We start from the raw sequence: 25,801 nt of genomic DNA, 5'->3' as shown, positions 1-25,801 counted from the left end.
CTTGCCTGGCCGTCAGGCCGACGGCGGCGGCTTCGGGCACGGTGAAGAAGGCCTGCGGCACAGCGTAATGGTCGGCGGTGGTTGCGTGCCGGCCCCACGGCGCGGTGTCCAACGGGGCGCCCGCGGCCCGCGCTCCGATGGCCGCTCCGGCAATGCGACCCTGGTACTTCCCCTGATGGGTCAGCAGGGCCCGGTGATTGACGTCGCCCGCGGCGTAGAGCCAACCGTCTTCGATGGCCCGTACTTGGCAGGTGTCGTCGACGTCGAGCCAGTCGCCGGGCGTCAGCCCCACGGTGTGCAGGCCGATGTCATCGGTGAGCGGTGCGCGACCCGTCGCGAAAAGCACTTCGTTGACCACCAATTCGGAGCCATCGTCCAATTCGAGGGTCACCTCCGCGCCCTCGGGCCGGCGCAGCGTGCGCACCGATACGCCGACGCGCACGTCCACGCCCGTATCGGCGAGGCCACGGCCGATGAGTTCACCGACGAAGGGCTCCATCCGCGGCAGCAGGCCCGAGCCCCGCGCAAGGAGGGTCACCTGAGATCCCAATCCGCGCCACGCAGTCGCCATTTCGACGCCTACGCCGCCGGCGCCCACCACCGCGAGCCGCTCGGGGACCGAACTGCTTTCGGTGGCTTGGCGGTTGGTCCACGGCCTCGCCTCGTCGATGCCGGGCAAGTCGGGCAAGAGGGGCCGGCTTCCGGTGCAGATCACGACGGCGTGCCGCGCGGTCAGCACGGACGTCGCCCCGTCGGACGCGGTGACCGCGACTCGCCGGGCGCCGTCCAACCGGCCATGGCCGCGCACCAGGGTGGCGCCGATTCCACCCACCCAGCCGGCCTGGCCGGTGTCGTCCCAGTCGGTGACGTAGCGGTTGCGGCGGCCGAAGACCCCCGGAATGCCGATGGACCCGCTGACCGCCTCCCGCGCGCCGTCGACTTGGCGGGCCTCCGAGATGGCAATCACCGGACGCAGCAAGGCTTTACTGGGCACGCAGGCCCAGTAGGAACACTCGCCGCCGACGAGTTCGCGCTCGACTATGGCGACACTCAGGCCTGCGGCCCGGGCGCGCTCTGCGGCGTTCTGCCCGATCGGCCCGGCGCCGAGCACAACGACGTCATAGCCCGACTCTTCGTGTGCCATCGTTCGTGGTCCTCCCCGGTTGTCCTCAGTGGTCGATCAGCTGCGCGGCCAGCTGGCGCAGGTCGCCCGCCACCAGGTCCGGTTGGGGCAGTCCGTCGACGGGCAGCGGCGGATTGCCGGGCCGCGCGATGAGCGCCCCGCCGAAGCCGACACTCTGGGCGCCGAGGGTGTCCCATACGTGGGCGGCCACCATCATGCAGTCAGCCGGGGCCACTCCGAGCGTCTCGCACGCATACCGGTACACGGTGGGCGACGGCTTGAAGGCGCGGCAGGCATCGACACTCAATTGGTGTTCGAAGAATTCGGCCAGCCCGGAACTCTGCAGCGCCGTAGGACCATCCGGGTTGGGCGGCGAATTGGTCAGGGTGACCAGACGAAAACCGTTGTCTTTCAACATGGTGAGCCCCTCCGCCGCATCCGGGTGGGCCGGCATGGTGAGCAAGCCGTTCTTCAGCCGGTGCGCGTCATCGTCGGAGACGGCCACGCCGTGGATATCGCCGACCATACGGAACACACCTTGGGCCAGCGTGGAGAAGTCCACATAACTATCCGCCAACGTCGCGGACATCGAATACATGACCAGCTGGGCGAACCACTCGCGGAGCACCCGTTCATCGCCGAACAGCTCGGTGAAAAGCGGTGCGAGTGACTCGATGTCGACCAACGTTTCGTTGACGTCGAAAACCAGGACGGAGGGCACGGGCATGGTCAAACCTCGATCTTCTTCGGATTGGGAACATCCGGTCGTAAATACCCGATCAGACAAACGCAAATCAATGTCATTCCCAGCAACGGCCACCAGAGGGCGGTCACCCCGGCCGTCGTGAAAACGCCGACCGTGATGAATGACCTCATCCGCATCAACCTACGCATCCGGTCGGTGGGGCCTTCGTGGGCCGGCCGATCGATCACTTCCCGGCACAGCGCCAGATAGGTGACGTTGACCAGAACGAAGACGAACGCGTACAACGCCACGGGCGCAGCGGCGAGCCTGCTGTCGGCGATCCACTCGGTGGTGATCGGGAGGAGGGATACGGAAAATAGGTGGGCGAAATTCGACCACACCAGCCGCGGCGTCGCCAGCTCCGCATAGCCGAACAGGTGATGATGGTTGACCCATACGATGGCGATGAAGAAATAGCTGACGACATAACTCAGGCCGGTGGGCCACAGTGGTAGCAAGGCGCTGAAGCTGGCCGCGGCGGGCGGCTTGAGCTCGAGCACCAAGATCGTGATCAGCACCGCGAAAACGCCGTCGGAGAACGCTCCTACCCGATCCGGACTGGTTCTCCGCCCGACCACTACGCCTGCCCGGACGATTGGTGGTTTCGTTCCTGCACTACCCCGACATTGCCCTCGGCACCGTGAAAATCCGAGACCTCTTCGATGTCGAGCCCCCGGTCGACGCCGTGTGGAATGACGGTCTGGCCGGGCTCGAGCCGCAACTGTTTGCCGTCGAGGTAGACGTCGATCTTGTCCGGTTCGAAGGACACCAGATCGCCAACTCGTATCACCTCGCGCCAGGCGTTTCGATACGACCACGCCGCCCGCTTGCGGTCGCCGATATCGTAGTAGGAGCAGATCCCCTTGTATGGGCAAAAGGTCTGCGTGTCAACCAGTTCGAGGGCAGATTCGTCGACGTCCTCGCGGGGCACGTACCAGCGTGGAGCGAATCCGGATTCGTACAAAGCTAGTGGGTGCTTGGTATCGGCAATCACTCGGTCGCTGCTACGAGCGATGAGATGCCTTGAAGTGGAACGGATATCGATCCGATGATAGGCATCGGCAGCGTGCCCGACGATCCGCTCGTTCTCTTCGTAGAAAGCGTCCATGGCACGCCAAGCGAATGCGAGGTGCCCGTCGAGTACCGAAGCGTGCGGCGGCAGCGCGGTGTGCTGCCACGCCGCACGGGTCGCCTCTCGCTCCGCGACTTTGACGGTGAACCACCGGGTGTCGCCTAGGTCCTGGTGCTGGGTGAGCCTTTCCTCGGCCACCAGGGCCCCGGCCTCGATATCACTGCGCGGGAAGTAGGCGACCGGATAACGCCCCGGCTCGTGCAACAGGATCACGTCTTGGCTGTCGGCAACCCATGTGTCGGCGAGGCGAACTCGCATGCGCCTCCTCAGCGGTTCGACGTACAAGAGCCGCGCCGGCAACGGCTGTTCAGTCAGAAAGTGACCGACCGATCCCGTGGCGAGCGGACCCTGCTGCCATGCCAGCCCCATCTCCATCCCCTCTTTTCAGCGACACCCCTGAGACAGCTAATCTCCCCGCGTCACAGGGACATCCATTGGAACCGTGAGCCACAACGACGTACTGGGCCAACCAACCCAGTTATTATGGGCCAAACATCCCATTCTGTCCAGCGGCGAGGTGACCTCATTCGGATCGGGATTGGCCCCGGCGCCGCTTCGAAGCGGCTCGGCTCTTCGGCTTCCGCGTTCCGAAGGAGCGGACGTAGTCGACGGCGGCGTTGACGGCGGCGCGCAGCGGTTCCGCATCGCCGGTGGCATATGTCAGCATGGCGCCGCCCTGGTGCGCGACGACCAACGACACCGCCAGGTGCCGCGGATCGGCGTCGGGCCATAGGTCGCCGCGCCGGCGCATCGCCGCAAGACCGGTCTCGAACAACTCGATCCACAGGTCATAACCGGCGGAGAGATCGTCGTGAATTTCGTCGTCGGAATCGATCAATTCGCCCGCCAAGGAGCCGTACACGCAACCGCCCACCCGGTACACGGTGTCGACGGCGGCGACGCAGGCGTCGGCCCAGGCCTGCAGGGCGGCGAAGCTGTCGAGGGCGCCCAGCGGTGGCTGGGTGTGGAAGGCCCGCACGTCCTCGCGGCGGGTGGCAACGACCTGACGGATCAGATCGCGTTTGTCCCGGAAGTAGTGCCCGATCTGTGACCCGCCCACTCCGGCCGCTCGCCGTACCTGGTCGATGCTGGTGTTGGCGACGCCCCGCTCGAACATGATTCGCGCGGCGGCGTCGATGATGCGCGCGCGAGTCGCCAGTCCCTTGCGCGTGAATCGTCCCGGACTTTCGGCGTTCACGTGGCGGTCCTCGCTCGGCGCCGGGTGCGCCGCGCCGGGCGAGGGGCTCGCTCGTTCGGATCGGTGGCGAAGGTGCGGAGGTAGTTGATCGCGAAGCGCACCGCGTCGGCGTGCGGCCATTCCGCGCGGTAGGTGAAGGCCAGGGTGCCACCGCCCTGATGGGCGGCGACGATGACCATCGCCAACCGTCTCGGGTCGGCGTTGGCGACCAAGACGCCGTTATCTTTCATCCGCCGGATCGCTGCCTCCAGCAGGTCGATCCACTGCCCATAGCCGGTGGCCAGCGTCTCCCGCGTCGGCTCGTCCGACTTCGCCACTTGGGCCGCGAGAGCGTGGTAGGTAGGCGTGCCGAAATACCCGATGCGCCTGAGGTATCGCATGTTGAGATCGCCCCACCGCTCGAAGTCGTCGAACGTTGTCAGGCCTCCCAGCCCGGGTTGGCGGTGAAAGTCGAGAACCACGCCGATCTGGCGTCGGATGACCGCGCGGATCAGTGCGGCCTTGTCGGCGAAATAGTGGGCAAGCTGGGATCCGCTGACCGACGCCGCCCTGCGGACGTTCTCCATGTTCGCAGCCGACAGGCCCTCGGTGACGATCAGTCGGGCGGCCGCTTCCACGATGCGATCCCGGGTGGCACGCCCCTTGGCGGTCAACCGTTGTTCGTCGCGAACATCGGGATGGGCCATCGCGTCAGGCTAACCCGCGGCCGCCCCGAACTATGGGATATCCAACCCATTGATGCCCCGGGCCGTCGGCGCGTTCGGTCAGGCAGCCATGTCGGCCCTGGCGAGGAAGCCTCCGATCAGTTCGGCTACCTCGTCGAGTGCGGACTCGAGCAGGAAGTGTCCGCCGTCGAGCAGGCGGATCTCGGCATTGGGGAGGTCGTCGGCGAACGCCTGGGCGCCGGCCGGGCCGAAGATCTCGTCGCCACGGCCCCACACCGCCAGCAGCGGCACCTGGCTGGCGCGGAAGTACGCATGCAGGCGCGGGTAGAGCGGCGCGTTGGTTGCGTAGTCTCGTAACAGTTTCAGCTGCACCAGGTCATTGCCCGGTCGCGATATGAGCGCGTAATCGTGGTGCCACGATTCGGGGTCGACGAGCGTCTCATCGGCAACGCCGGTGACGTATTGCCATCGAGTGGCATCCAGCGTGAGGAACTGCCGGACCGCGGCCTCGGTCTCGGGCGTTTGTTCGCTTTGGTAAGCCCGCACGATCTTCCAGAAACTGTCGACGAATCCCGCGTCGTAGCCGTTACCGTTCTGGGTGATGATCGCGGTGATCGACGACGGGTCGCGCAGCGCCAGCCGCCAGCCGATCGGCGCGCCGTAGTCCTGGACGTACATCGCGTACCGGTCGACGTCGACGGCGCGCAGCAGTGCGGCAGTGAGGTCGGTCAGCGCGTCGAAGGTGTAGTCGAACTCGTCGACGGACGGCGCGTCGGAGAGCCCGAAGCCCAGGTGATCCGGCGCGATGACGTGGTAGCGGTCGGCGAGCACCGGGATCAGATGGCGGAACATGTAGGAGCTGGTGGGAAACCCGTGCAACAGCACCAGCGCGGGAGCGCTCGAGTGGCCCGCTTCGCGGAAGAACAGGCGGTGACCGTCGACGGTGGCATAGCGATGATGAACAGCCGCCATGGCTCTACTCCTTAATTTCGCCCTCGACCGAAGCGGCGAATTTCAGCTACGCCACGTTGATCCCGGACTTTGGGTTATGCAACCCAGTATGCACCGGACGGTGCGCCGCGCAACAGCCGTGGTGCGCATATCGGAGGCGTCGCCTCGTGTTGCCGTCGTCTTCCGGCTGGCATAGTGTGAGCCAGCCCTCCAGTCAGGGCCTGCGGAGGTGGCCCGGTGGGCAAACTGATATCGGTGAACGTGGGGCTGCCCCGCAACGTCGAGTGGCACGGCAAAACCGTCTACACCGGGATCTGGAAAAAACCGGTCGAAGGGCCGGTCATGGTGCGTCGCCTGAACATCGACGGCGACGGTCAGGGCGATCTCGGCGGACACGGCGGCGAGCAACGGGCCGTCATGGTCTATCAGACCGAGTCATACGACTTCTGGAAGAGCTACCTGGGTCGCGACGACCTCGTGCCCGGCCACTTCGGAGAGAACTTCACCATCACCGGGCTGCCCGACGACGAGGTGTGCATCGGCGACCGCTACCGGATCGGCGAAGCCGAGTTCGAGGTCACCCAGCCCCGCGTCACCTGCTTCCGGGTCGGCATGCGCGTGGACGAACCCAGGATGCCGAACCTGCTTGTCTCCCAACGTCGTCCGGGCTTCTACTTTCGGGTGATCACCGAGGGGCGGGTCCGCGCCGGCGACGACATCGTGCGGACCCGCCGTGGTCGCCATCAACTCAGCGTCGCCGACGTCGACGCGCTGTTGTACCTGCCGGACCGTGACCTCGGGCTGCTCCCCAAGATCGTCGATGTCCCCGCGCTCAGCCCCGGGTGGCAGCAATCATTCCGGGACATGCTCGACGCACCACAGGGATCGGCGGCCGTGTCTCCGGGTGCGACGCCGGCATGGGCCGGGTTTCGGCCCTTACGGGTCAGTGGAATTCGCCGGGAAAGCCCACAGGTGATGTCCATCGAGCTTCGGGCGGACGACCGTTCCGCGCTGCCTGCGCCGCTTCCGGGGCAATATCTGACCGTGCGAATTCCCGGCGCCGGCACGCCGGCGCCGCTGCGCAGTTACTCCCTCTCCGGGGACCCCGCGGCGGGCCACTACCGCATCAGCGTCAAGCGCGAAGAGCATGGTCTGGTCAGTTCGTGGCTGCACGAGCACATCGAGCCGGGCTCGGTCGTCGAGGCCGCCGCCCCACGGGGCGACTTCTGCCTCGCCGACGGCGGCGGCCCGGTGGTGCTGATGTCGGCGGGAATCGGCGTTACACCCGTCTTGGCCATGCTGCACGCGCTCGCGGCGGCCGGCAGCACCCGTGACATCTGGTGGCTGCACACCGTCCGCAACCGCGAAACACAGGCTTTCGCATCGGAAGTCGCTAGTTTGGTCGATGCTCTGCCGAGTGCGCGGCAATCGGTGTTCTACACACAAACTCAAGGCCGCTTGGACCGCCCGGCCATCGCGGCCCTGGCTATCCCGGCCGATGCCACGGCATACCTGTGCGGCCCGACCCAGTTCATGAGCGACATGCGCGAGGCACTCGCCGCGGGCGGTCTGGCGCCCGAGCGGATCCATAGCGAACTATTCGGCGCCCTGCCGCCCATCAATCCCGGCATCGTCGATGACACCCCGCGCAAACCGCCGCATCCCCCGGCGGGGGTCCCGGGGACCGGCCCGCCAATCACGTTCGCGCGCAGCGGCCTGACGGCCACCTGGTCGTCCGCGTACGGAAGCATCCTGGAGCTGGCGGAAGCATGCGACGTGCCCACCCGGTTCTCCTGCCGAAGCGGCGTCTGTCACGTCTGCGTCACCGGTGTGGTTTCTGGCAGCGCCACCTACGTGCAGCAGCCCCTGGAGCCGCCCGAGCAGGGGACGGTGCTCATCTGCTCGGCGGCTCCGGAGACCGATCTCGTGCTCGACCTGTAGCGAAAAACGTTGCCTCAGGCGGTGATCGCGCGCTGACCGCCGCTCACGGGTATGACGGCGCCGTTGACGTAGCTGGCGCCGGCGGCGCTGAGAAAGACGACCACGCTGGCGATTTCACTCGGATCGGCCGGCCGGCCCAACGCGGTGCTGGCCGCCACCGCCTCCAGCATGCCGGGTAGCGCCGCGGTTCCGGGAGTGTCGGTCGGCCCGACGGAGACCGCGTTCACGCGTACCCCCGATGGCCCGAACTCATCCGCCCACACGCGGGTCAGCAATTCCAGGCCCGCCTTGGTGGCGCCGTAGATGCCGGCGCCGCTCGCCGGCACCGAAGCCGCCACGGTGCTCACGCTGACCACCGATCCGCCGCCACGCTCGATCATTCCGGGCACCAACTGCTGGACCAAGATGTAAGGGGCGCGCAGATTCACGTTCACGTGCTCGTCGAACGCCGCGTCATCAGTCTCTGTGGTCGCTCCGAATTTGTAGATTCCGGCATTGTTGATCAAAATGTCGACCGACCCCGCCTCGGCCGCAAGGCGCCGCACGTCGTTGGCATCGTTGAGGTCGGCGGCGACAAAACGCGCTGTACCACCGGCGTTTTCGATATCGCGAACCGTCTTGGCGCCGCGTTCGGAGCTGCGACCGTGCACCACGACCTCCACCCCGCGTTCCGCGAGTTGTAACGCAACCTCGCGGCCGATGCCGGACGTGGCTCCGGTCACCAGAGCGGTGGACCCGGCCATTGTTGTTGCCATCGAACCCTGCCTCCAGGAGAGAAGTTCACTTGCCTCCCCGACAGCAGCGGTCCGCCGGCATTTATTCCTACGAGCTCAGCGGGACCGACGCCTCGGCGGTGTAGCAGAGGAACGTCAGCGTCTCCTGCAGGTACAGCTGCACGGTCTCCGCATCATGGCTGGTGTAGCCGATCGACACATCGGTCCCGAGCTGCAGATCGAAGTCGCCGCCGCGGGTGGTGAGCACGAAAGCACCGTCGATAGCCGGCGCCCAGATGATGTCCCCGGGGACCAGCCGGTCGATGTGCTCGAGGATCGGATAGCCGTGTTCGGTGGTTTCGCTGACCTTCGTGTAGACGTCGGCGGACAGCAGCACCGAATAGGGACCGTCGACGCCGGCCAGCCGGAGTTCGGAGATCGCCTGCGTGATGACGTCCGGAATCTCGCGGGGGTCGGCCGGCAGGGTCAGCGGCTTGTTCGAGCTGCAGGTGCGAATGCCGTCGATCGACGCCGCGGGGTAGCCCTCGAAGATGGCGCGGTCCTCGACGAACGCCAGCTTCTTGGCGGCGGCCTTGACCGGGTCCCAGTCCGAGTCCTGCGCCCCGCGCTCCACGTTGTCGATCTCGTAGCGGGACAGAGTGAACGGAACACGCAGCCGGACAAGGGGTTTGCTCGCCCGGAGGTGCGCCTCGACGCCGTCGGAGGGGGACGTCACGTCGACCAGGCGGCCGGTGCTGACCGCCGCGGTGACCGGACCGCCCGGCTCGCTGACGTCGACAACCCGGCGTCCGGCGATGTGGCGTTTGAAGGTCCGGGACGCCTCGGTTTCAATTTCTTTCCACGCCGCTTCGGTGACCGGTGCCAACTCGCGGTAGAGGTTGTTCATCAAGTGGTTCCTTTCAGGCTGCCGATCGAAAGTGAGCCGTCTTGTACGGCAAGCGTTTCCGTCACCGGTACCGCGGGCAGCGGCGGTGGATCGTCGAGGAAGTCGACGGTGGGCGAGAAGAACAGGCCACCGGTGACCGCGGTGGAGAATTCGAGGATGCGGTCGGTGTTGCCCGGTGGATCGCCGAGGAACATGTTGCGCAGCATCTGTTCAGTCACCTGCGGCGTGCGGGAATAGCCGATGAAGTAGGTGCCGTACTCGCCCTTCCCGAGTCGGCCGAAAGGCATGTTGTGCCGCACGATCTTGAGTTCCGTGCCGTCGGCGTCGGTGATGACGTTGAGCGCGATGTGGGCGTTGGCCGGCTTTTCCCCGTCATCCAGCTCGAGGTTCTCCAGCTTCGTGCGGCCGATCACCAGCTCCTGCTCGGCGACCGACAGGGCGTTCCACGAGGACATCTCGTGCAGATACTTCTGCACGTGCACGTAGCACGAGCCCTCGAAGTCGGGATCCTCGGCGCCGATCGTGGTGGCGCTGGCGGCGAGTGAGCCATCGGGGTTTTCGGTGCCGTCGACGAAGCCCAACAGGTCGCGGTTGTCGAAGTAGCGGAATCCGTGCACCTCGTCGACGACGGTGACCGCGCCGGCCATGGACCGCAGGATGCGGTCGGCCAATTCGAAGCAGACATCCAGGCTTTCAGCCCGGATGTGGAACAGCAGGTCCCCGGGCGTGGCCGGGGCGGTGTGCCGGGGGCCGTTCAGTTCGACGAAGGGGTGCAACTCTGCGGGCCGGGGCCCGGAGAACAAGCGATCCCAGGCCCGCGAGCCGATGGAGGTGATGGCCGACAGCCGTTTCGGCGGCTCACGAAATCCGATTGCGCGCACCAGCCCCGAAATGTCGGGCAGCGCGTCATGCACCGTCGCTTCTCCGCCGTCATCGATGGTCACCACCAGGAAGACCGCCGCAGGCGTCAACGGCTCGAGGATGGGCTGTGGCTGGACGGGAGGCACTCTGCTGACCCTAGCGTGGCGACGGTGAGCGCAGGAAGTGCGCGAGCAAGGAGCCGCGCGATCGGGCCCAGCGTGGCGACGGTCGTCGTCGACAGTCATGATGATCAACATGTCGGCCAGCGCCGCAGGCCTCTGCGATTTTATCGACGCTTCTCCGTCGCCATTTCACGTCTGCGTCACAGTGGCCGCGCGACTGATCGCGGCGGGATTCGCCGAACTGAGCGAGTCGGACCGGTGGCCGGCGGAACCGGGCCGCTACTTCACGGTGCGGGCCGGCTCGCTGGTGGCCTGGAACTCCGAGGGCGCCGACGGCCCATTCCGGATCGTCGGCGCACACACCGACAGCCCTAACCTGCGCGTCAAGCAGCATCCCGATCGGCTGGTTGCCGGGTGGCGTGTGGTCGCGCTCGAGCCGTACGGCGGGGCGTGGCTGAACTCCTGGCTGGATCGCGACCTGGGCATCAGTGGACGGCTGTCGGTGTATGACGGCGCCGGGGTCGAGCATCGGCTGGTCCGGATCGACGACCCGATCCTGCGGGTGCCCCAGCTGGCCATCCACCTCGCCGAGGACCGCAAATCGCTGACCCTCGACCCGCAACGCCACGTCAACGCGGTTTGGGGAGCCGGTGCGGACATCAAGCCGTTCGTCGACTTCGTCGCGCAACGGGCCGGGGTGGCGCCGACCAGTGTGCTGGCCGCCGACCTGATGACCCACGACCTGACCCCGTCGACCGTGATCGGCGCCGACGACGATCTGCTCAGCGCGCCGCGCCTGGACAACCAGGCGAGCTGCTACGCGGGTACGGAGGCCCTGGTGGCGGCCGAACCGCGGGGATTCCTGCCCGTGCTGGTGGTCTTCGATCACGAGGAGGTGGGGTCGTCCTCCGATCACGGCGCCCAGTCCGACCTGCTGGGCACCGTCCTGGAGCGGATCGTACTGGCGGCCGGCGGCACCCGCGAGGACTTCCTGCGCCGTCTGCCCGCCTCGCTGCTGGCCTCGGCGGACATGGCCCACGCCACCCATCCCAACTACCCGGAGCGGCACGAGCCCGGACACCTGATCGAGGTCAACGCCGGACCGGTGCTCAAGGTGCACCCCAACCTGCGTTATGCCACCGACGGACGGACGGCCGCCGCCTTCGAGCTCGCGTGTCGGCAGGCCGGGGTCGGCCTGCAGCGCTACGAGCACCGGGCCGACCTGCCCTGTGGATCGACAATCGGGCCGTTGGCCTCGGCTCGGACTGGCATCCCGACCGTCGACGTCGGCGCCGCGCAGCTGGCCATGCACTCCGCGCGCGAGTTGATGGGCGCGCACGACGTGGCCGCCTACTCGGCGGCGATGGAAGCGTTCCTTTCGCCGATGCCGTAGTGCGGCCTGACGAGGTGGCCGTACTAGAGCACGACCGGGTGCGCGATCACGGTGAGCGTCAAGGTCGCGACGTTGACGGCAAGCAGGAACCCCGCCAGTGCGAACTGTCCGGAGATGTCGTGGGCGAGGACGTGCGTGTACATCGCGCAGACAAAGAAGATTGTCAGTCCCGCCGCCGCGGCGGCGCCGACTGCCGGGACCGACAGGCCGACGACCAGTCCAAGGGCGCCAAGGGTTTTCAGCGTGCCGATCGGAAAGGTCAGCCAGGACACCGGGACGCCCGCGCGTTGCATGGGCGGAATGATCGGCGCGAAGTGCACCAGCGCGCTCACGCCGGAAAATCCGTTGAGAATGATGGCAGCTATCGTCATGACGAGGTACGCGGTGTGCATGTTGCGGCTTCCATATCTGGTCGGTCGGTGGCGGATCATTCGGCGTCAGTTCGCCGGGATCGGGTCTAGTCGGAACACCGCGATCCGGCCCGCCAGCGCCTCGACTTCTTCGGGATTGCCCTGGCGTACCAGGCCGGAGCGTTTCAAAAAGCCAACACCGACCGGCACTTCGGCCGGATATTGGCGCAACACCGGCCGAGCTTGCTCGGCGGTCAGCTCAGTTATCCTGACGCGCCGCGTCTTTCGGCCCTTGCCGAGCGTTCCCGCGCCGGCGGCGCGGGCGTTGCGCGCCCAGTCGGCGCCGGGGAATCCGGCCACGGCATAGAGGTGCCCGTCGAGGGTGAACGGCGTCATCGGGGTGCTGCGAGGCCGGCCCGTTTTGCGGCCCGGCACCGTCAAAACCATGGGGGGTCCAGTCGGTATGCCAAGTTTTTGCAGCGCAATCATGAACCTGTTCATCGGCTTCAGCCAACGAGGGGGCGTCGGATGAGACATCTCTTCTCCTGTCGCGAATTTCGTTGCGGTGGAACCGCAGCCGGCGGGTCCGCCGCAATGGGGAGCCGGTCATCAGCAACCCGTATCCAAGGACGGGTCTGTGGCGCGGAAAGTTACACATGCGTGCGTAACTTTTTGCGGCGCCGTTCCGTCGTCATCTCTTGAGTGCGCAATCTCTGGGAGGACTGATGACAGCCGATGACTGGCACGGCCCGCGCTGGCCCCGTGTGATCGCCCGTGCCACCAGCGCGGCGTTGGCGTTGCTAGCCCTGGTGCAAGCCGCGTTCGCCGGGAGTTTTCTGGGCGGCCGATACGACGCGCTGATGCTGCACTCGGTCGGCGCGAGGGTGACCACGGTGCTTTCCGTCGTCCAGGTCGCGCTGCTGGTGATTGTGAGCAGGACGGGCGGGCCGCGACGGCCGGCGGCGCTCGGGGCCCTCGTGACCCTCCTCTTCGTCGCCGAGTTCGCCTCGGGGGAATTGCGCTTGACGGGCTTACACGTTCCGCTCGGAGTGCTGTTGATCGTGGGGATCTTCCAGCTGACTGCCGAGGTGTGGCGTTTGCCGCTGGCCGCACGCTCGCGTCCGGCCGAGCGGGAACCGATCCGATGAATCGGCGTGGCGCGTTGCGGCTGGGCGCCGCGGCGGCGGGCATCGGCTTCATCGGCGCCGGCTGGCCGCTCGCCGGCGCGCTGCTGGGCCCCGCCGAGTCAGGACGGCTGATACGCAGCCAAACCAGGTTGCCCGATCGCTATCAAGTCCCGCTGCCGATCCCGGAACAATTGACGCCGGTTCGTAGCGACGCTCACGCCGACTACTACGAGATCACCCAGCAGACCACGCAATTGCGCATATTGCCCGGGCTCCCCACGGCGGCGTGGACTTACAACACGAGCTTTCCCGGCCCGACCATTGCTTCGCGGTCAGGCCGACGCACCGTCGTGCGGCACCGCAACGCCCTGCCCGTGCCGGTTGTGGTGCACCTACACGGCGGCCACACACCGGAAGACCACGATGGGTACCCGACCGACTTCATCCTGCCGCCCGGCGTCCGGCTCGGGGCTGAAGCCATGGCGCGCAACAGCGTTGTCGGAGAGCGCGAATACGTTTACCCGCTGAACCAGCGGGCCGCCACGTTGTGGTACCACGATCACCGCATGGGCTACACCGGCGCCGCGGTGTGGCGCGGCCTGGCCGGATTCCACTTGGTCCACGACGACGAGGAAGACGCGTTGCCGCTGCCGCGCGGCCGGCGGGACGTCCCGCTGATGATCACCGACCGCGCGTTCGCCGCCGATGGCTCCTTTCGCTACCCGGACGCTGCCGGTGGCGGAGCGACCGGCGACTACATGAACGGCGTCCTCGGCGACGTCATCCTGGTCAATGGTGCGCCGTGGCCGGTGCTGTCGACCGATCCCGCCCGGTACCGCCTGCGGCTCTTGAACGCATCCAACGCCCGTCGCTACCGGCTGCAGCTGGACCCGCAACCACCCGGCGGTTCGGCGTTGGTGCAGATCGGCAGTGACGGCGGATTACTGGCGCGACCCATAGGCCACGACTACATCGACATCGCTCCGGCCGAACGATTCGACGTGGTGGTCGATTTCGGCCGCTACCCGGTGGGAACACAAGTGCGGCTGCTCAACCGGTTGGGTGGCGAAAGCGCCGGCGAGGTCATGCGATTCGACATCGTCGGCGCCGACCGTGCCGACGATTCGGCCATCCCGGACCGGCTCAGCGGAAGCGTCCCGGGTCTCGACCCACAGGCCCGCGTGGCCACGCGAACGTTCCTCTTTCGCCTCGGCAGAAAAGGGGTGTGGACGATCAACGACTTGGCCTATCAACCGGGCCGGCCGCTGGCGCGCCCTAAGCTCGGCACCACAGAAGTCTGGCGGTTCATCACCGAGTTCCACCATCCCGTTCATGTGCACCTCAATTCCTTTCGCGTGCTCTCCCGCAACAGCCGTGCGCCGGGCCGGTTCGACATGGGATGGAAGGACACCGTCGATGTGCGCCCAGCCGAAGCCGTTGAAGTCCTCATCCGGTTCACCGACTACACCGGTTCATACCTGCTGCACTGCCACAACCTCGAACACGAAGACATGGCGATGATGGCCGACTTCGTGACCGTCGATTGACCACCGGGCGACCCGGGACGGCGACCCCTTCAACTGGGCCATTTCGAGGCCTAAGGTCGGGCGGTATGGCGCTCAACCTGGAGATGATCACCTTCGACTGCAGCAATCCGGCGCAGCTGGGCGGCTGGTGGGCCGAGCAGTTCGGCGGCACGACGCAGGAGCTGCTCGCCGGCGAGTTCACCGTGGTGAGTTTGCCGGAAGGGCCTCGGCTCGGCTTCCAAAAAGTGCCCGACCCCACCCCCGGTAAGAACCGCGTGCACCTGGACTTCGGGCCCGCCGACGTGGATGCCGAGGCGTCTCGGCTGACGGCCGCCGGGGCCACCGAGGTCGGCCGGCATGAGTTCGGCGACAATTTTCGCTGGGTGGTGCTGGCCGACCCCGAAGGGAACGTCTTCTGCGTCGTCGGCCAATAGCCTCCACGGCGACCCGACGGTGACGGAAGCGCCGACCTAGACTGTCTGGCGTGACAGTCCCCGGGACGAGCGCCCGCACCCAGGCGATCGACACCGTCGAGCACGCCGCCGCCAGCCCCGACCAGCCGCAGCCCTTCGCCGAGCTGGGCCTTAAAGACGACGAGTACCAGCGAATCCGCGAGATCCTGGGCCGCCGACCCACCGACACCGAGCTGGCGATGTACTCGGTGATGTGGAGTGAGCACTGCTCCTACAAGTCGTCCAAGGTGCACCTGCGCTACTTCGGCGAGACCACCACCGACGAGATGCGCGCGGGCATGCTCGCCGGCATCGGCGAGAACGCAGGCGTGGTCGACATCGGCGACGGCTGGGCCGTCACCTTCAAGGTGGAATCGCACAACCACCCCTCCTACGTCGAGCCCTACCAGGGCGCGGCGACCGGTGTCGGCGGCATCGTGCGCGACATCATGGCGATGGGTGCGCGACCCGTCGCGGTGATGGACCAGCTTCGGTTCGGCGCCGCCGACGCGCCGGACACGCGCCGGGTGGTCGACGGAGTTGTCCGCGGGATCGGCGGCTACGGCAACTCGCTGGGGCTGCCCAACATCGGCGGCGAGACCGTCTTCGACGCCTGCTACGCGGGCAATCCGTTGGTAAACGCGTTGTGCGTGGGCGTATTACGCCAGGAGGACCTGCACCTGGCGTTCGCCTCGGGCGCCGGGAACAAGATCATCCTGTTCGGTGCGCGCACCGGCCTGGACGGCATCGGCGGGGTGTCGGTGCTGGCGTCGGACACGTTCGACAGCGAGGGATCGCGCAAGAAGCTGCCTTCGGTGCAGGTGGGCGACCCCTTCATGGAGAAGGTGCTCATCGAGTGCTGCCTCGAGCTCTATGCGGGCGGCCTGGTGATCGGCATCCAGGACCTTGGCGGCGCCGGATTGTCATGTGCTACTTCAGAACTCGCATCGGCTGGCGACGGCGGGATGGCGATCGAGCTCGACACCGTCCCGCTGCGGGCAAAGGACATGACGCCCGCGGAGGTGCTCTGCAGCGAATCGCAGGAGCGGATGTGCGCCGTGGTCTCGCCGGAGAACGTGGACGCGTTCTTGGCGGTGTGCCGAAAGTGGGACGTGCTGGCCACCGTGATCGGCGAGGTCACCGACGGCGACCGGTTGCGAATCAGCTGGCACGGCGAGACCGTCGTCGACGTGCCGCCGCGCACGGTGGCCCACGAGGGGCCGGTGTATCAGCGGCCGGTCGCGCGCCCCGAGTCGCAGGACGCCCTGAACGCCGACCGGTCGACGAGCCTGCCGCGGCCAAAGACAGGGGAGGAGCTGCGCGCGACTTTGCTTGCCCTGCTGGGCAGCCCGCACCTGTGCAGCCGCGCGTTCATCACCGAACAGTACGACCGCTACGTGCGCGGCAACACCGTGCTGGCCGAGCACGCCGACGGCGGCGTGCTTCGCGTCGACGAGGCCACGGGCCGCGGCATCGCGCTGTCGACCGACGCGTCGGGTCGCTACACGCTGCTCGATCCCTATGTCGGAGCACAACTGGCCCTGGCCGAGGCCTACCGCAACGTCGCGGTCACGGGCGCGACCCCGGTCGCGGTGACCAACTGCCTCAACTTCGGTTCTCCGGAAGATCCCGGGGTGATGTGGCAGTTCTCGCAGGCGGTGCGGGGACTGGCCGATGGTTGTGCGGCCCTTGGCATTCCGGTGACCGGCGGCAACGTCAGCTTCTACAACCAGACCGGGTCGGCGGCCATCCTGCCGACGCCGGTGGTCGGTGTGCTCGGCGTGCTCGACGATGTGGGCCGGCGCATTCCGACGGGCCTGGGCGGCGAGCCGGGCGAGACCCTGATGCTGCTGGGCGATACTCGCGACGAATTCGACGGTTCCATCTGGGCGCAGGTGAGCGGCGACCACCTGGGCGGGGTGCCGCCCGCGGTCGACCTGGCGCGCGAAAAACTGCTGGCCGAAGTGCTGAGCGCGGCGTCACGCGACGGGCTGGTGTCCGCCGCGCACGACCTGTCCGAAGGTGGGCTTGCGCAGGCCATCGTGGAGGCGGCACTCGCGGGCGAAACCGGCTGCCGCATCGTCCTTCCCGAGGGCGCCGATCCGTTCGTCACGTTGTTCTCCGAGTCCGCGGGCCGGGTTCTGGCGGCGGTGCCCCGCACCGAGGAGAGCCGGTTCCGGGCGATGTGCGAGGCGCGCGGGCTGCCCGCGGTGCGCATCGGCGTCGTCGACCAGGCCTCGGACGGGGTGGAGGTTCAGGGCCTGTTCACCGTGTCGCTGGCCGAACTGCGCGAGACGTCCGAGGCGGTGCTGCCGCGCCTCTTCGGATGAGCCGCAGCGACGAATCCTGATGGGCGAGCGCGACTTCCGTCGGGCCCGTGCGTTCGCGTTGGCCGCCGCCCTGGTGGGCTGGAGCTTCGTCGGGCCCCGGCTGCCCACGGCGTGGCGGGTGACGACCCAAGCGGCGGCGGCCGGAGTGCTGGTGGTTGTGACGCGCGCACCGTTGGGGCTGACCGCACCGCGGTTGTGGGCGGGGCTGCGGCTGGGGTCGGCGGCCGGGGCCGCCGCGGCGGGCGCGATCGCCGCAGCGACGGCGGTGCCGACGGTGCGGGCGTCCATGGCAGACCGCGAGCCGACCGGGTCGGTGGCCGGCTGGCTGCTGCTGCGCATCCCCGTCGGCACCGTGTGGGCCGAGGAGGCCGCGTTCCGCGCGGCGCTCACCACCGCCGCTTCCGCTGCCTACGGAAGGTCCGGCGCAAGGTTGTTGCAAGCGGCGAGCTTTGGGCTCTCCCATGTCGCGGATGCGCGAGCGGCGGGCGACCCGGTGCTGTGCACGGTGTTGGTGACGGGCGTCGCGGGCTGGCTATTCGGTTGGCTCGCAGACCGTTCCGGCAGCGTGGCCGCTCCCATGCTGGTGCACTTGGCCATCAACGAGGCCGGCGCGATCGCCGCGCTGGGCGTGCGACGTCACGGGTTGATGGTGTAGTCACCGAGCTGGCGACCCCACACGTGCTCGGTGAAAAGTGGGGAGCCGAGCTCGAAGTGGTTGTAGGGAGCCATGCTCGCGCCGGTGTCCATCACCAGGAGCGGGGCCGGCCACAGTTCTCGGGTTATCTTCTGCCAACAGCCCGGTCGGCCGCCGGGACCGCCCCGGGCGTTGGTACGGGGCAGGTTCTCCGGCCAGATGTACGGGCTCGGCGCCCCGGTGATGCCGCCGGCCGCGTGGGCGCCGAGCGAGTAGCCGTTGTCGCCGAGCGCATTGTGAATCCTGGGCCCAACTTCAGCGAAATTCCTTATGGTGCAGAAGATTTCCGGGCTGTATTCGTCGAGCAGCTGGCTGGGGGTGACCAGATCGGTGGCCCCGCGCGCCAGGTAGGGGCCGCCGCGCCCGAACACGTCGGCGCCCGCGCCCCCGAGCCCGGCCGCCGCCAGCAGCGCCGCGTCCAGATCGGCTTGCTGCCGGTTCAGCGTGCGCGCCGCGGTCACCGCGTGGTCGAGGGCGTCCCATAGGTCAGGCGAAGCGCTGGAGTACGTCTCGCCGAGAGCGGCCAACCGCGCAACGTCGAAGCGGATCGCGGGCATGCGGGCGTTCACGTCGTCGAGAATCGCGTTGCCGTTGACCAACGAGTCGCCGAACTTCTCGCCCAGTCCCGTCAGCGCTTGCGCCGCCGCGCTGAGCGTCAGGTTCACCTTGACCGGATCGACCTTCGCCGCGATCGACATGAGCGTCTCGAACACGGTGTTGAACTCTGTGGTCACCGCGGTCGCGTCGATCACGGTCGACGGTGTGATCGATTGCGCCGCGGGCTTGGGCGGCGAAGTCAGCGCGACGTACTTGTTGCCGAACACCGTTGTCGCCTTGATGGTGGCCGCCACGTTGGCTGGGATGAGCTCGAGATACCTGGGGCTGACATCCAGCGTCACCCTGGCGGCCGGCCTGCCGTCGCGGGTGATCTCCGAAATGCCGGCCACGCGGCCGATCTGGACACCGTTGTAGGTGACCTTGGAGCCGGGATCCAATACCAGGCAGGCCCGGGCCGCCACCATCGTCAGCTTCGTTGTCGGCGTGAGCTCGCCGCGAAACTGCAGATACAGCAGCGACCCGACCAATCCCATGATGACGAGCGTCACGAGGCCGACGGACTTGTACGGTGGCCCGCGCCGCAAGCGACGACGCTCCATGAGTTTGAGACCCTAGGGTATGGCCGCCCGTCAAAAGGCCGATCCGGCAAAGACCCGGCAGGCCGTGTTGGCCGTTGCGGACTGGTTGCGGGACGCGACCCGGCCCGTTCCCGATCGCGAGAGCCTCGGGGCCGCGGTCCGGCTCACCGCCCGCACCGTGGCAGCGGTGGCGCCCGGGGCCAGCGTCGAGGTGCGGATCCCGCCGTTTGTCGCGGTGCAATGCATCGCCGGCCCCAGGCATACCCGCGGCACGCCCCCCAACGTGGTGGAGACCGATCCGCGAACGTGGTTGCTGCTGGTGACCGGGATGCTGTCGTTCCACGAGGCGACGGACGCCGGTGCGCTGAGCCTTTCCGGCTCCCGCGCAGGTGAGATCGAACACTGTCTGCCCCTGTTCGATGTCAGCTGAATAGTAACCCTGAACTGCAGGTTTAGGGTGGTGCGAGGGAATTTTCGACGCGCAACACGCGCTGTGAATTCGCAGTCGACGGCGTTGGACCCGTAGACTCCGATACGTCACCAACCGTTCCCCGGGGAGCCGCCGAATCGTGACCGTCGCAGGAGCCGAAGCACCCGAGCAGGACCTGAACTCGCCCCGTGAAGAGTGTGGTGTCTTCGGGGTCTGGGCCCCCGGCGAGGATGTCGCAAAACTCAGCTATTACGGCTTGTACGCCCTGCAGCATCGCGGGCAGGAGGCCGCCGGGATCGCCGTCGCCGACGGATCGCAGGTCCTCGTCTTCAAGGACCTGGGTCTGGTCAGCCAGGTGTTCGACGAGCAGACCCTCGCGGCGATGCCGGGCCACGTCGCCATCGGTCATTGCCGCTACTCCACCACAGGCGACACCACGTGGGAGAACGCCCAGCCGGTGTTCCGCAACACCGCCGCCGGCACGGGCGTTGCGCTGGGCCACAACGGCAATCTGGTCAACACCGCCGAGCTTGCCGCCCGCGCCCGCGACGCCGGGCTGATCGCGCGGCGTTGCCCCGCACCGGCGACGACCGACTCCGACATCCTGGGCGCACTGCTCGCCCACGGTGCCGCGGATTCCACGCTGGAACAGTCCGCGCTGGAGCTGCTGCCGACCGTGCGCGGCGCGTTCTGCCTGACGTTCATGGACGAGAACACGCTGTATGCGGCGCGCGATCCCCATGGGGTGCGGCCACTTTCGCTCGGACGCCTCGACCGCGGCTGGGTGGTGGCCTCCGAAACGGCCGCGCTCGACATCGTCGGCGCCTCGTTCGTGCGCGACATCGAGCCGGGCGAGTTGCTGGCGATCGACGCCGACGGGGTGCGTTCCACCCGGTTCGCCAACCCCACCCCGAAGGGCTGCGTCTTCGAGTACGTGTACCTGGCGCGCCCGGACAGCACGATCGCCGGCCGGTCCGTGCACGCTACCCGGGTGGAGATCGGTCGCCGGCTGGCCCGTGAATGCCCGGTCGAGGCGGACCTGGTGATCGGCGTTCCGGAGTCGGGCACCCCCGCCGCGGTCGGATACGCGCAGGAGTCCGGCATTCCGTACGGGCAGGGCCTGATGAAGAACGCCTACGTCGGGCGGACGTTCATCCAGCCGTCCCAAACCATCCGCCAGCTCGGTATCCGGCTGAAACTCAACCCACTTCGCGAGGTGATCCGCGGCAAGCGGCTCATCGTCGTCGACGACTCGATCGTGCGCGGCAACACCCAGCGCGCGCTGTTGCGGATGCTGCGCGAGGCCGGCGCAGTGGAAGTTCACGTGCGGATCGCTTCGCCGCCGGTCAAATGGCCCTGCTTCTATGGCATCGACTTCCCGTCCCCGGCGGAGTTGATCGCCAACGCCGTGCAAGACAAAGAGGAAATGCTCGAAGCGGTGCGGCACGCCATCGGCGCCGACAGCCTCGGTTACATCTCGCTGCGCGGCCTGGTCGCGGCGTCCGAACAACCCGCGTCGCGGCTCTGCACCGCCTGCTTCGACGGCAAGTACCCGATCGAATTGCCCGAGGAGACGGCGTTGGGGAAGAACGTCATCGAGCACATGCTCGCCAACGCAGCGCGCGGGGCCGGGCTCGACGAGCTGGCGCCCGACGAAGTGCCGATCGTCCACTGACGGCCTTCCGATCCGGCCCTTCCAAGACGTTTGATAACGGCGGTCGGCGGCGCCCGGTAGCCTTTATCGCGATGACGGATCCCGGAAAAAGCCCCGGACGTAACCCGGGCAGCCACGGCATTACCTACGCGTCGGCCGGGGTGGACATTGAAGCCGGTGACCGCGCCGTTGAAATGTTCAAGCCGCTGGCGACACGGGCCACCAGACCCGAGGTGCGGGGCGGACTCGGCGGGTTCGCAGGGCTGTTCGCTTTGCGCAACGACTACCGCGAACCGCTGCTCGCGGCGTCGACCGACGGCGTGGGTACCAAGCTTGCGGTGGCTCAGGCGATGGACAAGCACGACACCGTCGGCCTAGACCTGGTCGCGATGGTCGTCGACGACCTCGTGGTGTGCGGCGCCGAACCGCTGTTCCTGCAGGACTACATCGCGGTGGGCCGGACCGTGCCCGAACGCCTCAGCGCGATCGTCGCGGGCATCGCCGAGGGCTGCGTGCGCGCCGGCTGCGCTTTGCTCGGCGGCGAAACCGCCGAACACCCCGGCCTGATGGAACCCGACCACTACGACATTTCGGCGACCGGTGTCGGCGTCGTGGAGGCCGACGACGTGTTGGGCCCCGACCGCGTCAAACCCGGCGACACCATCATCGCGATGGGCTCCTCGGGCCTGCACTCCAACGGGTACTCGTTGGCCCGCACGGTGCTACTCGAGATCGACCGGATGAACTTGGCCGGGTATGTCGAGGAGTTCGGCCGCACCCTGGGTGAGGAACTGTTGGAACCCACCCGGATCTACGCCAAGGACTGCCTGGCGCTGACAGCCGAAACCCACGTCCGCACGTTCTGCCACGTCACCGGCGGCGGGCTGGCCGGCAACCTGCAACGCGTCATCCCGCATGGCCTGGTCGCCGAGATCGACCGCGGAACCTGGACGCCCGCACCGGTGTTCGCCATGATCGCCCAGCGCGGTCGGGTCACGCGGGAAGAGATGGACAAGACGTTCAACATGGGCGTGGGCATGGTCGCCGTCGTCGCGCCCGAGGACACCGACCGGGCCCTGGCCATTTTGACGGCCCGCCACTTGGACTGCTGGGTGCTGGGAACCGTCTGCAAAGGCGGCAAAGAGGGCCCGCGGGCAAAGCTCGTCGGACAGCATCCGCGATTTTAGAGGGCGGGAGTCGAGCCGGCGCCGTGCCGAAGCCGATTAGACCGGCGCAGCGACGTCAGTTCTAGCGGCGCCAGTCGTCGCTGTCTTCCCAGGAGTCGCCGACGCCGTCGTCCTCCAGCTCTGTGGAATCGTCGGCACCCGTTCCTGACAACTCGCGCTGAAGCCGCGTGAAGTCGGTTTGCGGGGAACTGTATTTGAGTTCTCGAGCAACCTTGGTCTGCTTTGCCTTAGCCCGGCCGCGGCCCATGGGGGAACCCCCTCGCGCAATAACGGAGCGGCCCGAATCAGGCGGCTCCGATCTCCTGGTGTCGTTATTGTCCTGCCGACAGTTTACCGTGCCTTACGGTCGGGCGTCGGTGCCCCCTGCCGCTGTGGCGCACTTCATCGAGGATTATCTCGCACCGCCCCGCAACCGTTCAACGGCGAGCCGTCCCGCGCCGATGTGTTCCGTTGACGGCAGCGAATCGGCGTCGATGACCGCCGCCACCGAGGACTGGGCGCCGGTCGCAAGTTCGGTATCGGCCGGCACCCCGCGCTTGAGCAGCGCGAGGGCTACGGGCCCGAGGTCCACGTGATCCACCACGGTCCCCAGGCGGCCGACGGTGCGCCCGCCGGCGAGCACCGGATCTCCCGTGGCCGGCCGCTCCACCGAACCGTCGAGGTGCAACAACACCAGCATCCGGGGCGGTTTCCCGAGGTTGTGCACCCGCGCGACGGTCTCCTGCCCCCGGTAGCAGCCCTTGTCGAGGTGGACCGCAGCACCGACCCACTCCACCTCGTGCGGAATCGTGCGCTCATCGGTGTCGACGCCCAGTCGCGGGCGCAGCGCCGCCACGCGGTGCGCCTCGTAGGCCCAAACCCCCGCCGGCCGCAGCCCCGCCTGCACCAGGCGTTGCTGCCAGCCAGCCGATTCGCCGCGCGGGACCACCAAATCCAGTTCGATCTGGCCGGCCGGGGCGCCCGCCATCCTGCGCACGAACCCACCTCCGGAGACCGGGACCGCCGTCAGCTCGGCGGGCAGGGCGTCCAGCCCCAGCACGTCTAGCACCGCCCGGTCGGCCAGCCGCGGCCCGAGCAGTGAGAGCACCGCCATGTCGGCGGCGGCCGGGCTCACATCGGACCAGAAGACCATCTTGCGCAGGTAATTCAGCAGCGGCTCACCCCGCCACGGCTCGGTGTCCAGGTAGGTGGTGCCCCCGAGTTCGGTCTGGATCCAGTGGTCCTCGACGCGGCCCTGCCCGTCCAGGCTGAGGTTTTGCGTGCTGGCGCCCTCGGGCAGCTCGCTGACGTGCTGGGTGGAGATGCTGTGGAGCCACTTCTGGCGATCGCCGCCGGTCAGCGTGAGCACCGCGCGGTGCGAGCGGTCCACGACGACCGCGCCGGTCTCGGCCGCGCGCTGCTCGCCGAGGGGATCGCCGTAATGCCAGACGGCGCCCGCGTCGGGGCCGGCGTCTGGTGCGGGTACTGCGGACACACGTCAACTCTACGGACCTTGATGCCCGGTGCGCCGAGCGTGCGGGCAGCCTCACGTTCACGGCTAGGCTTTACCTCCATGGCAGGCCAGACGGGTGTGATCGTCACGCTGGACGGCGCGATACATCCGCCGGATGCCCCGCTGCTGCACGCCGACGACCTGGCGGCGGTTCGCGGCGACGGCGTCTTCGAGACGCTGTTGGTCCGCGACGGCAGGCCCTGTCTGGTCGAGTCGCATCTGCAGCGGCTGACCCAATCGGCGAGGCTGATGGACCTGCCCGAACCCGACCTGCCCAGCTGGCGCGCTGCGATCGATGCGGCCAGCAGTGAGTGGGTGGCCGCCACCGCCGACGAAGGGGCGATGCGCCTGATCTACACCCGAGGCCGGGAGGGTGGAACCGCCCCGACCACCTACGTGATGGTCAACGCGGTTCCCGAACGAGTCACCGCGGTGCGGCGCGAGGGCTTGGCCGCGGTGATGCTGGACCGCGGACTGCCCGCGGCCGGTGCCGACGCGATGCCATGGCTGCTCGCCGGCGCCAAGACCCTGTCCTACGCGGTCAACATGGCCGCCCTGCGTCATGCCGCCCGGCAAGGCGCCGGCGACGTGATCTTCGTCAGCTCGGACGGCTACATCCTGGAAGGCCCGCGCTCGACGGTGGTGATCGCGACCGGATCCGGTGGGGACCTGTGCCTGCTGACGCCGCCGCCGTGGTATCCGATTCTGCGCGGCACCACGCAGCAGGCCCTTTTCGAGGTGGCCAGGGCCAAAGGGTACGACTGCGACTATCGGTCCCTGCGTCCCGCTGATCTCCATGCCGCGCAAGGGATCTGGTTGGTGTCGAGCATGACGCTGGCCGCCCGCGTGCATACGCTCGACGGCCGCCCGTTGCTTCGGTCGCCGTTGGCCGCCGAGTTCGCCGCATTGGTCGACTCGGCGATCGTCAGCGATCGCTAAGCGCTGAATTGTGTTGTCGGCTTGCGGAATCGCGGGTACGGTCGGCCGTACACAAGAAGGGAGGTGGTCCGCGAAATTGATAGCTTCATGGACATGTGAGGTGGCTGCGCGCTAGCAGCAGTGGCTTGCGAAGAGCTGGCGGCATACGCGCGCTAGCGAATTCCCCGCAGTCACCCGGCCCCCGAGCTTCCGGTCTGTCCAACCAGGAGCCTTGCTCGGGGGCCGCTCCATGTCTGGAGCCGTTACTGGCTCACCTTCGCGGCAATCTGCCCGGCGAGCTTGCCCGCCTGACCCGTCTCGGCGTCGGGGCCGCACAGCAAGAGGTCCACGACCACACTGGACGCCGCGTGCAGCGCGTGATGGCAGATGCGGGTTCCGTCCGCCTGCGTCCGCTCCTGGAAGATCTTCGGCACGGCCCCGGTGACCTCACCGAACTTCCATTCGCTGGTCTTGCCGTTGTAAGTCAACGTGATCGATTGCCCGCAGCAGCAGACCCAACTTCTGATCGAGCTGAGGCAGGGACTCGACGAGGACGGGGATGACCCCAGCGCGCGCGGCGACATCGCCCAGCTGTTGCGCATGCTGCGCCTGCGCCACGACGTCACTTACCGGACCCGCACCGAAATCGACAACGTGCTGGCCGAGATCGAGGCCAAGGGCGGTTCGCCGACGACCGCGGCCGCGGGCAAGTCGCAGGCACCGGCGGCGGCCGCAGCGCCGGCCGCCGCGACGC

Annotated in this window: 28 protein-coding genes; 12 read left to right on the top strand and 16 right to left on the bottom strand. The window is 67.8% G+C overall.

The genetic code is table 11. The features are described 5' to 3' along the window. From A9X03_RS17505 to A9X03_RS17475, 7 genes are all read right to left on the bottom strand, one after another. Positions 1-1,144 (bottom strand): NAD(P)/FAD-dependent oxidoreductase (locus A9X03_RS17505; RefSeq protein ID WP_068262185.1); only part of this gene is annotated, 1,144 nt, incomplete at its 3' end. Between the two features lie 25 nt (positions 1,145-1,169). Beyond that, entirely contained in the window at positions 1,170-1,850 is a 681-nt protein-coding gene (locus A9X03_RS17500; RefSeq protein WP_067752314.1) for a haloacid dehalogenase type II, read from the bottom strand. Between the two features lie 2 nt (positions 1,851-1,852). Continuing rightward, on the bottom strand, positions 1,853-2,446 hold the full coding sequence (locus A9X03_RS17495) for a TMEM175 family protein (protein ID WP_067752317.1): 594 nt from the start codon (positions 2,444-2,446) through the stop codon (positions 1,853-1,855). Further along, the gene (locus A9X03_RS17490) at positions 2,446-3,369 is read right to left on the bottom strand and encodes a DUF427 domain-containing protein (RefSeq protein WP_082950076.1); all 924 of its coding nucleotides are present in this window, start codon (positions 3,367-3,369) and stop codon (positions 2,446-2,448) included. Before A9X03_RS17490 ends, A9X03_RS17495 begins: the two co-directional genes overlap by 1 nt. Positions 3,370-3,523: 154 nt before the next feature. Then, positions 3,524-4,198 (bottom strand): TetR/AcrR family transcriptional regulator, encoded by a 675-nt coding sequence (locus tag A9X03_RS30360; protein WP_067752320.1) that lies wholly within the window; start codon positions 4,196-4,198, stop codon positions 3,524-3,526. After that, on the bottom strand, positions 4,195-4,884 hold the full coding sequence (locus A9X03_RS30355; protein ID WP_067752323.1) for a TetR/AcrR family transcriptional regulator: 690 nt from the start codon (positions 4,882-4,884) through the stop codon (positions 4,195-4,197). The genes A9X03_RS30360 and A9X03_RS30355 overlap by 4 nt, the downstream gene beginning before the upstream one ends. Positions 4,885-4,962: 78 nt before the next feature. Beyond that, positions 4,963-5,835, bottom strand: coding sequence for an alpha/beta fold hydrolase (locus A9X03_RS17475; RefSeq protein WP_067891532.1), 873 nt, complete (start codon positions 5,833-5,835; stop codon positions 4,963-4,965). Between the two features lie 216 nt (positions 5,836-6,051). Between A9X03_RS17475 and A9X03_RS17470 the strand changes: the two genes are divergently transcribed. After that, entirely contained in the window at positions 6,052-7,755 is a 1,704-nt protein-coding gene (locus A9X03_RS17470; RefSeq protein ID WP_068262176.1) for an MOSC and FAD-binding oxidoreductase domain-containing protein, read from the top strand. A gap of 14 nt (positions 7,756-7,769) precedes the next feature. Here the strand turns inward: A9X03_RS17470 and A9X03_RS17465 are convergent, their stop codons facing one another. From A9X03_RS17465 to A9X03_RS17455, 3 genes are all read right to left on the bottom strand, one after another. Further along, positions 7,770-8,510, bottom strand: coding sequence for an SDR family NAD(P)-dependent oxidoreductase (locus A9X03_RS17465; RefSeq protein WP_068262168.1), 741 nt, complete (start codon positions 8,508-8,510; stop codon positions 7,770-7,772). A 67-nt stretch (positions 8,511-8,577) separates the two neighbouring features. After that, on the bottom strand, positions 8,578-9,375 hold the full coding sequence (locus A9X03_RS17460; RefSeq protein ID WP_067302911.1) for a family 1 encapsulin nanocompartment shell protein: 798 nt from the start codon (positions 9,373-9,375) through the stop codon (positions 8,578-8,580). After that, positions 9,375-10,382, bottom strand: a complete 1,008-nt coding sequence (locus tag A9X03_RS17455; RefSeq protein ID WP_068262166.1) for a Dyp-type peroxidase — start codon at positions 10,380-10,382, stop codon at positions 9,375-9,377. The genes A9X03_RS17460 and A9X03_RS17455 overlap by 1 nt, the downstream gene beginning before the upstream one ends. 109 nt (positions 10,383-10,491) lie before the next feature. Between A9X03_RS17455 and A9X03_RS17450 the strand changes: the two genes are divergently transcribed. Next, positions 10,492-11,751 (top strand): M18 family aminopeptidase, encoded by a 1,260-nt coding sequence (locus A9X03_RS17450; RefSeq protein ID WP_082969719.1) that lies wholly within the window; start codon positions 10,492-10,494, stop codon positions 11,749-11,751. A 23-nt stretch (positions 11,752-11,774) separates the two neighbouring features. Here A9X03_RS17450 and A9X03_RS17445 read toward each other — a convergent pair whose 3' ends face one another. Beyond that, on the bottom strand, positions 11,775-12,122 hold the full coding sequence (locus A9X03_RS17445; RefSeq protein ID WP_255396737.1) for a DoxX family protein: 348 nt from the start codon (positions 12,120-12,122) through the stop codon (positions 11,775-11,777). 66 nt (positions 12,123-12,188) lie between these two features. Next, positions 12,189-12,638, bottom strand: a complete 450-nt coding sequence (locus tag A9X03_RS17440) for a nitroreductase family deazaflavin-dependent oxidoreductase (RefSeq protein WP_067752345.1) — start codon at positions 12,636-12,638, stop codon at positions 12,189-12,191. Positions 12,639-12,826: 188 nt separating this feature from the next. On the opposite strand from A9X03_RS17440, the gene A9X03_RS17435 reads away from it, so the two are divergent. The 5 genes from A9X03_RS17435 to A9X03_RS17415 all read left to right on the top strand — a co-directional run bounded on the left by A9X03_RS17435 (position 12,827) and on the right by A9X03_RS17415 (position 18,191). Continuing rightward, positions 12,827-13,249, top strand: a complete 423-nt coding sequence (locus A9X03_RS17435) for a hypothetical protein (RefSeq protein ID WP_067752348.1) — start codon at positions 12,827-12,829, stop codon at positions 13,247-13,249. Beyond that, a complete protein-coding gene (locus A9X03_RS17430; protein WP_067752351.1) occupies positions 13,246-14,775 on the top strand; it encodes a multicopper oxidase family protein in 1,530 nt (509 codons plus the stop codon). The genes A9X03_RS17435 and A9X03_RS17430 overlap by 4 nt, the downstream gene beginning before the upstream one ends. A 65-nt stretch (positions 14,776-14,840) precedes the next feature. Further along, a complete protein-coding gene (locus A9X03_RS17425) occupies positions 14,841-15,188 on the top strand; it encodes a VOC family protein (protein ID WP_067752354.1) in 348 nt (115 codons plus the stop codon). A 50-nt stretch (positions 15,189-15,238) separates the two neighbouring features. Next, a complete protein-coding gene (gene purL / locus A9X03_RS17420) occupies positions 15,239-17,536 on the top strand; it encodes a phosphoribosylformylglycinamidine synthase subunit PurL (protein ID WP_068017507.1) in 2,298 nt (765 codons plus the stop codon). Between the two features lie 19 nt (positions 17,537-17,555). Next, positions 17,556-18,191 (top strand): CPBP family intramembrane glutamic endopeptidase, encoded by a 636-nt coding sequence (locus tag A9X03_RS17415; protein ID WP_068262163.1) that lies wholly within the window; start codon positions 17,556-17,558, stop codon positions 18,189-18,191. On the opposite strand, the gene A9X03_RS17410 is transcribed toward A9X03_RS17415, so the two are convergent. Continuing rightward, positions 18,173-19,387, bottom strand: coding sequence for an MCE family protein (locus tag A9X03_RS17410; protein WP_068262160.1), 1,215 nt, complete (start codon positions 19,385-19,387; stop codon positions 18,173-18,175). The two genes, A9X03_RS17415 and A9X03_RS17410, sit on opposite strands and share 19 nt — an antisense overlap. Before the next feature lie 19 nt (positions 19,388-19,406). Between A9X03_RS17410 and A9X03_RS17405 the strand changes: the two genes are divergently transcribed. The 3 genes from A9X03_RS17405 (at position 19,407) to purM (ending at position 22,637) form a co-directional block, all read left to right on the top strand. Next, positions 19,407-19,796, top strand: a complete 390-nt coding sequence (locus A9X03_RS17405) for a sterol carrier family protein (RefSeq protein WP_067752213.1) — start codon at positions 19,407-19,409, stop codon at positions 19,794-19,796. A gap of 139 nt (positions 19,797-19,935) precedes the next feature. After that, a complete protein-coding gene (gene purF / locus A9X03_RS17400; protein ID WP_067752210.1) occupies positions 19,936-21,471 on the top strand; it encodes an amidophosphoribosyltransferase in 1,536 nt (511 codons plus the stop codon). Between the two features lie 71 nt (positions 21,472-21,542). Further along, positions 21,543-22,637, top strand: a complete 1,095-nt coding sequence (gene purM / locus A9X03_RS17395; RefSeq protein WP_067752207.1) for a phosphoribosylformylglycinamidine cyclo-ligase — start codon at positions 21,543-21,545, stop codon at positions 22,635-22,637. 61 nt (positions 22,638-22,698) lie between these two features. On the opposite strand, the gene A9X03_RS17390 is transcribed toward purM, so the two are convergent. Then, positions 22,699-22,884 carry a DUF3073 domain-containing protein gene (locus tag A9X03_RS17390; RefSeq protein ID WP_067752204.1) on the bottom strand — a complete coding sequence of 62 codons (186 nt, stop codon included), beginning with the start codon at positions 22,882-22,884 and terminating at the stop codon, positions 22,699-22,701. Positions 22,885-23,028: 144 nt separating this feature from the next. Next, positions 23,029-24,111, bottom strand: coding sequence for a folate-binding protein YgfZ (locus A9X03_RS17385; RefSeq protein ID WP_067887054.1), 1,083 nt, complete (start codon positions 24,109-24,111; stop codon positions 23,029-23,031). A gap of 96 nt (positions 24,112-24,207) precedes the next feature. Here A9X03_RS17385 and A9X03_RS17380 point away from each other — a divergent pair, with 96 nt between their 5' ends. Continuing rightward, entirely contained in the window at positions 24,208-25,068 is an 861-nt protein-coding gene (locus A9X03_RS17380) for an aminodeoxychorismate lyase (RefSeq protein ID WP_156675657.1), read from the top strand. A 242-nt stretch (positions 25,069-25,310) separates the two neighbouring features. On the opposite strand, the gene A9X03_RS17375 is transcribed toward A9X03_RS17380, so the two are convergent. After that, entirely contained in the window at positions 25,311-25,535 is a 225-nt protein-coding gene (locus A9X03_RS17375) for a sensor domain-containing protein (protein WP_068262158.1), read from the bottom strand. Position 25,536: 1 nt separating this feature from the next. Between A9X03_RS17375 and A9X03_RS29875 the strand changes: the two genes are divergently transcribed. Continuing rightward, positions 25,537-25,801, top strand: a 265-nt coding sequence (locus A9X03_RS29875) for a hypothetical protein (RefSeq protein WP_197696094.1), incomplete at its 3' end; no start/stop codon positions are given.

It is taken from the genome of Mycobacterium sp. E1715 (assembly GCF_001667625.1).
Taxonomy (GTDB): domain Bacteria; phylum Actinomycetota; class Actinomycetes; order Mycobacteriales; family Mycobacteriaceae; genus Mycobacterium.
This window is presented reverse-complemented; position numbering and strand designations above follow the sequence as displayed.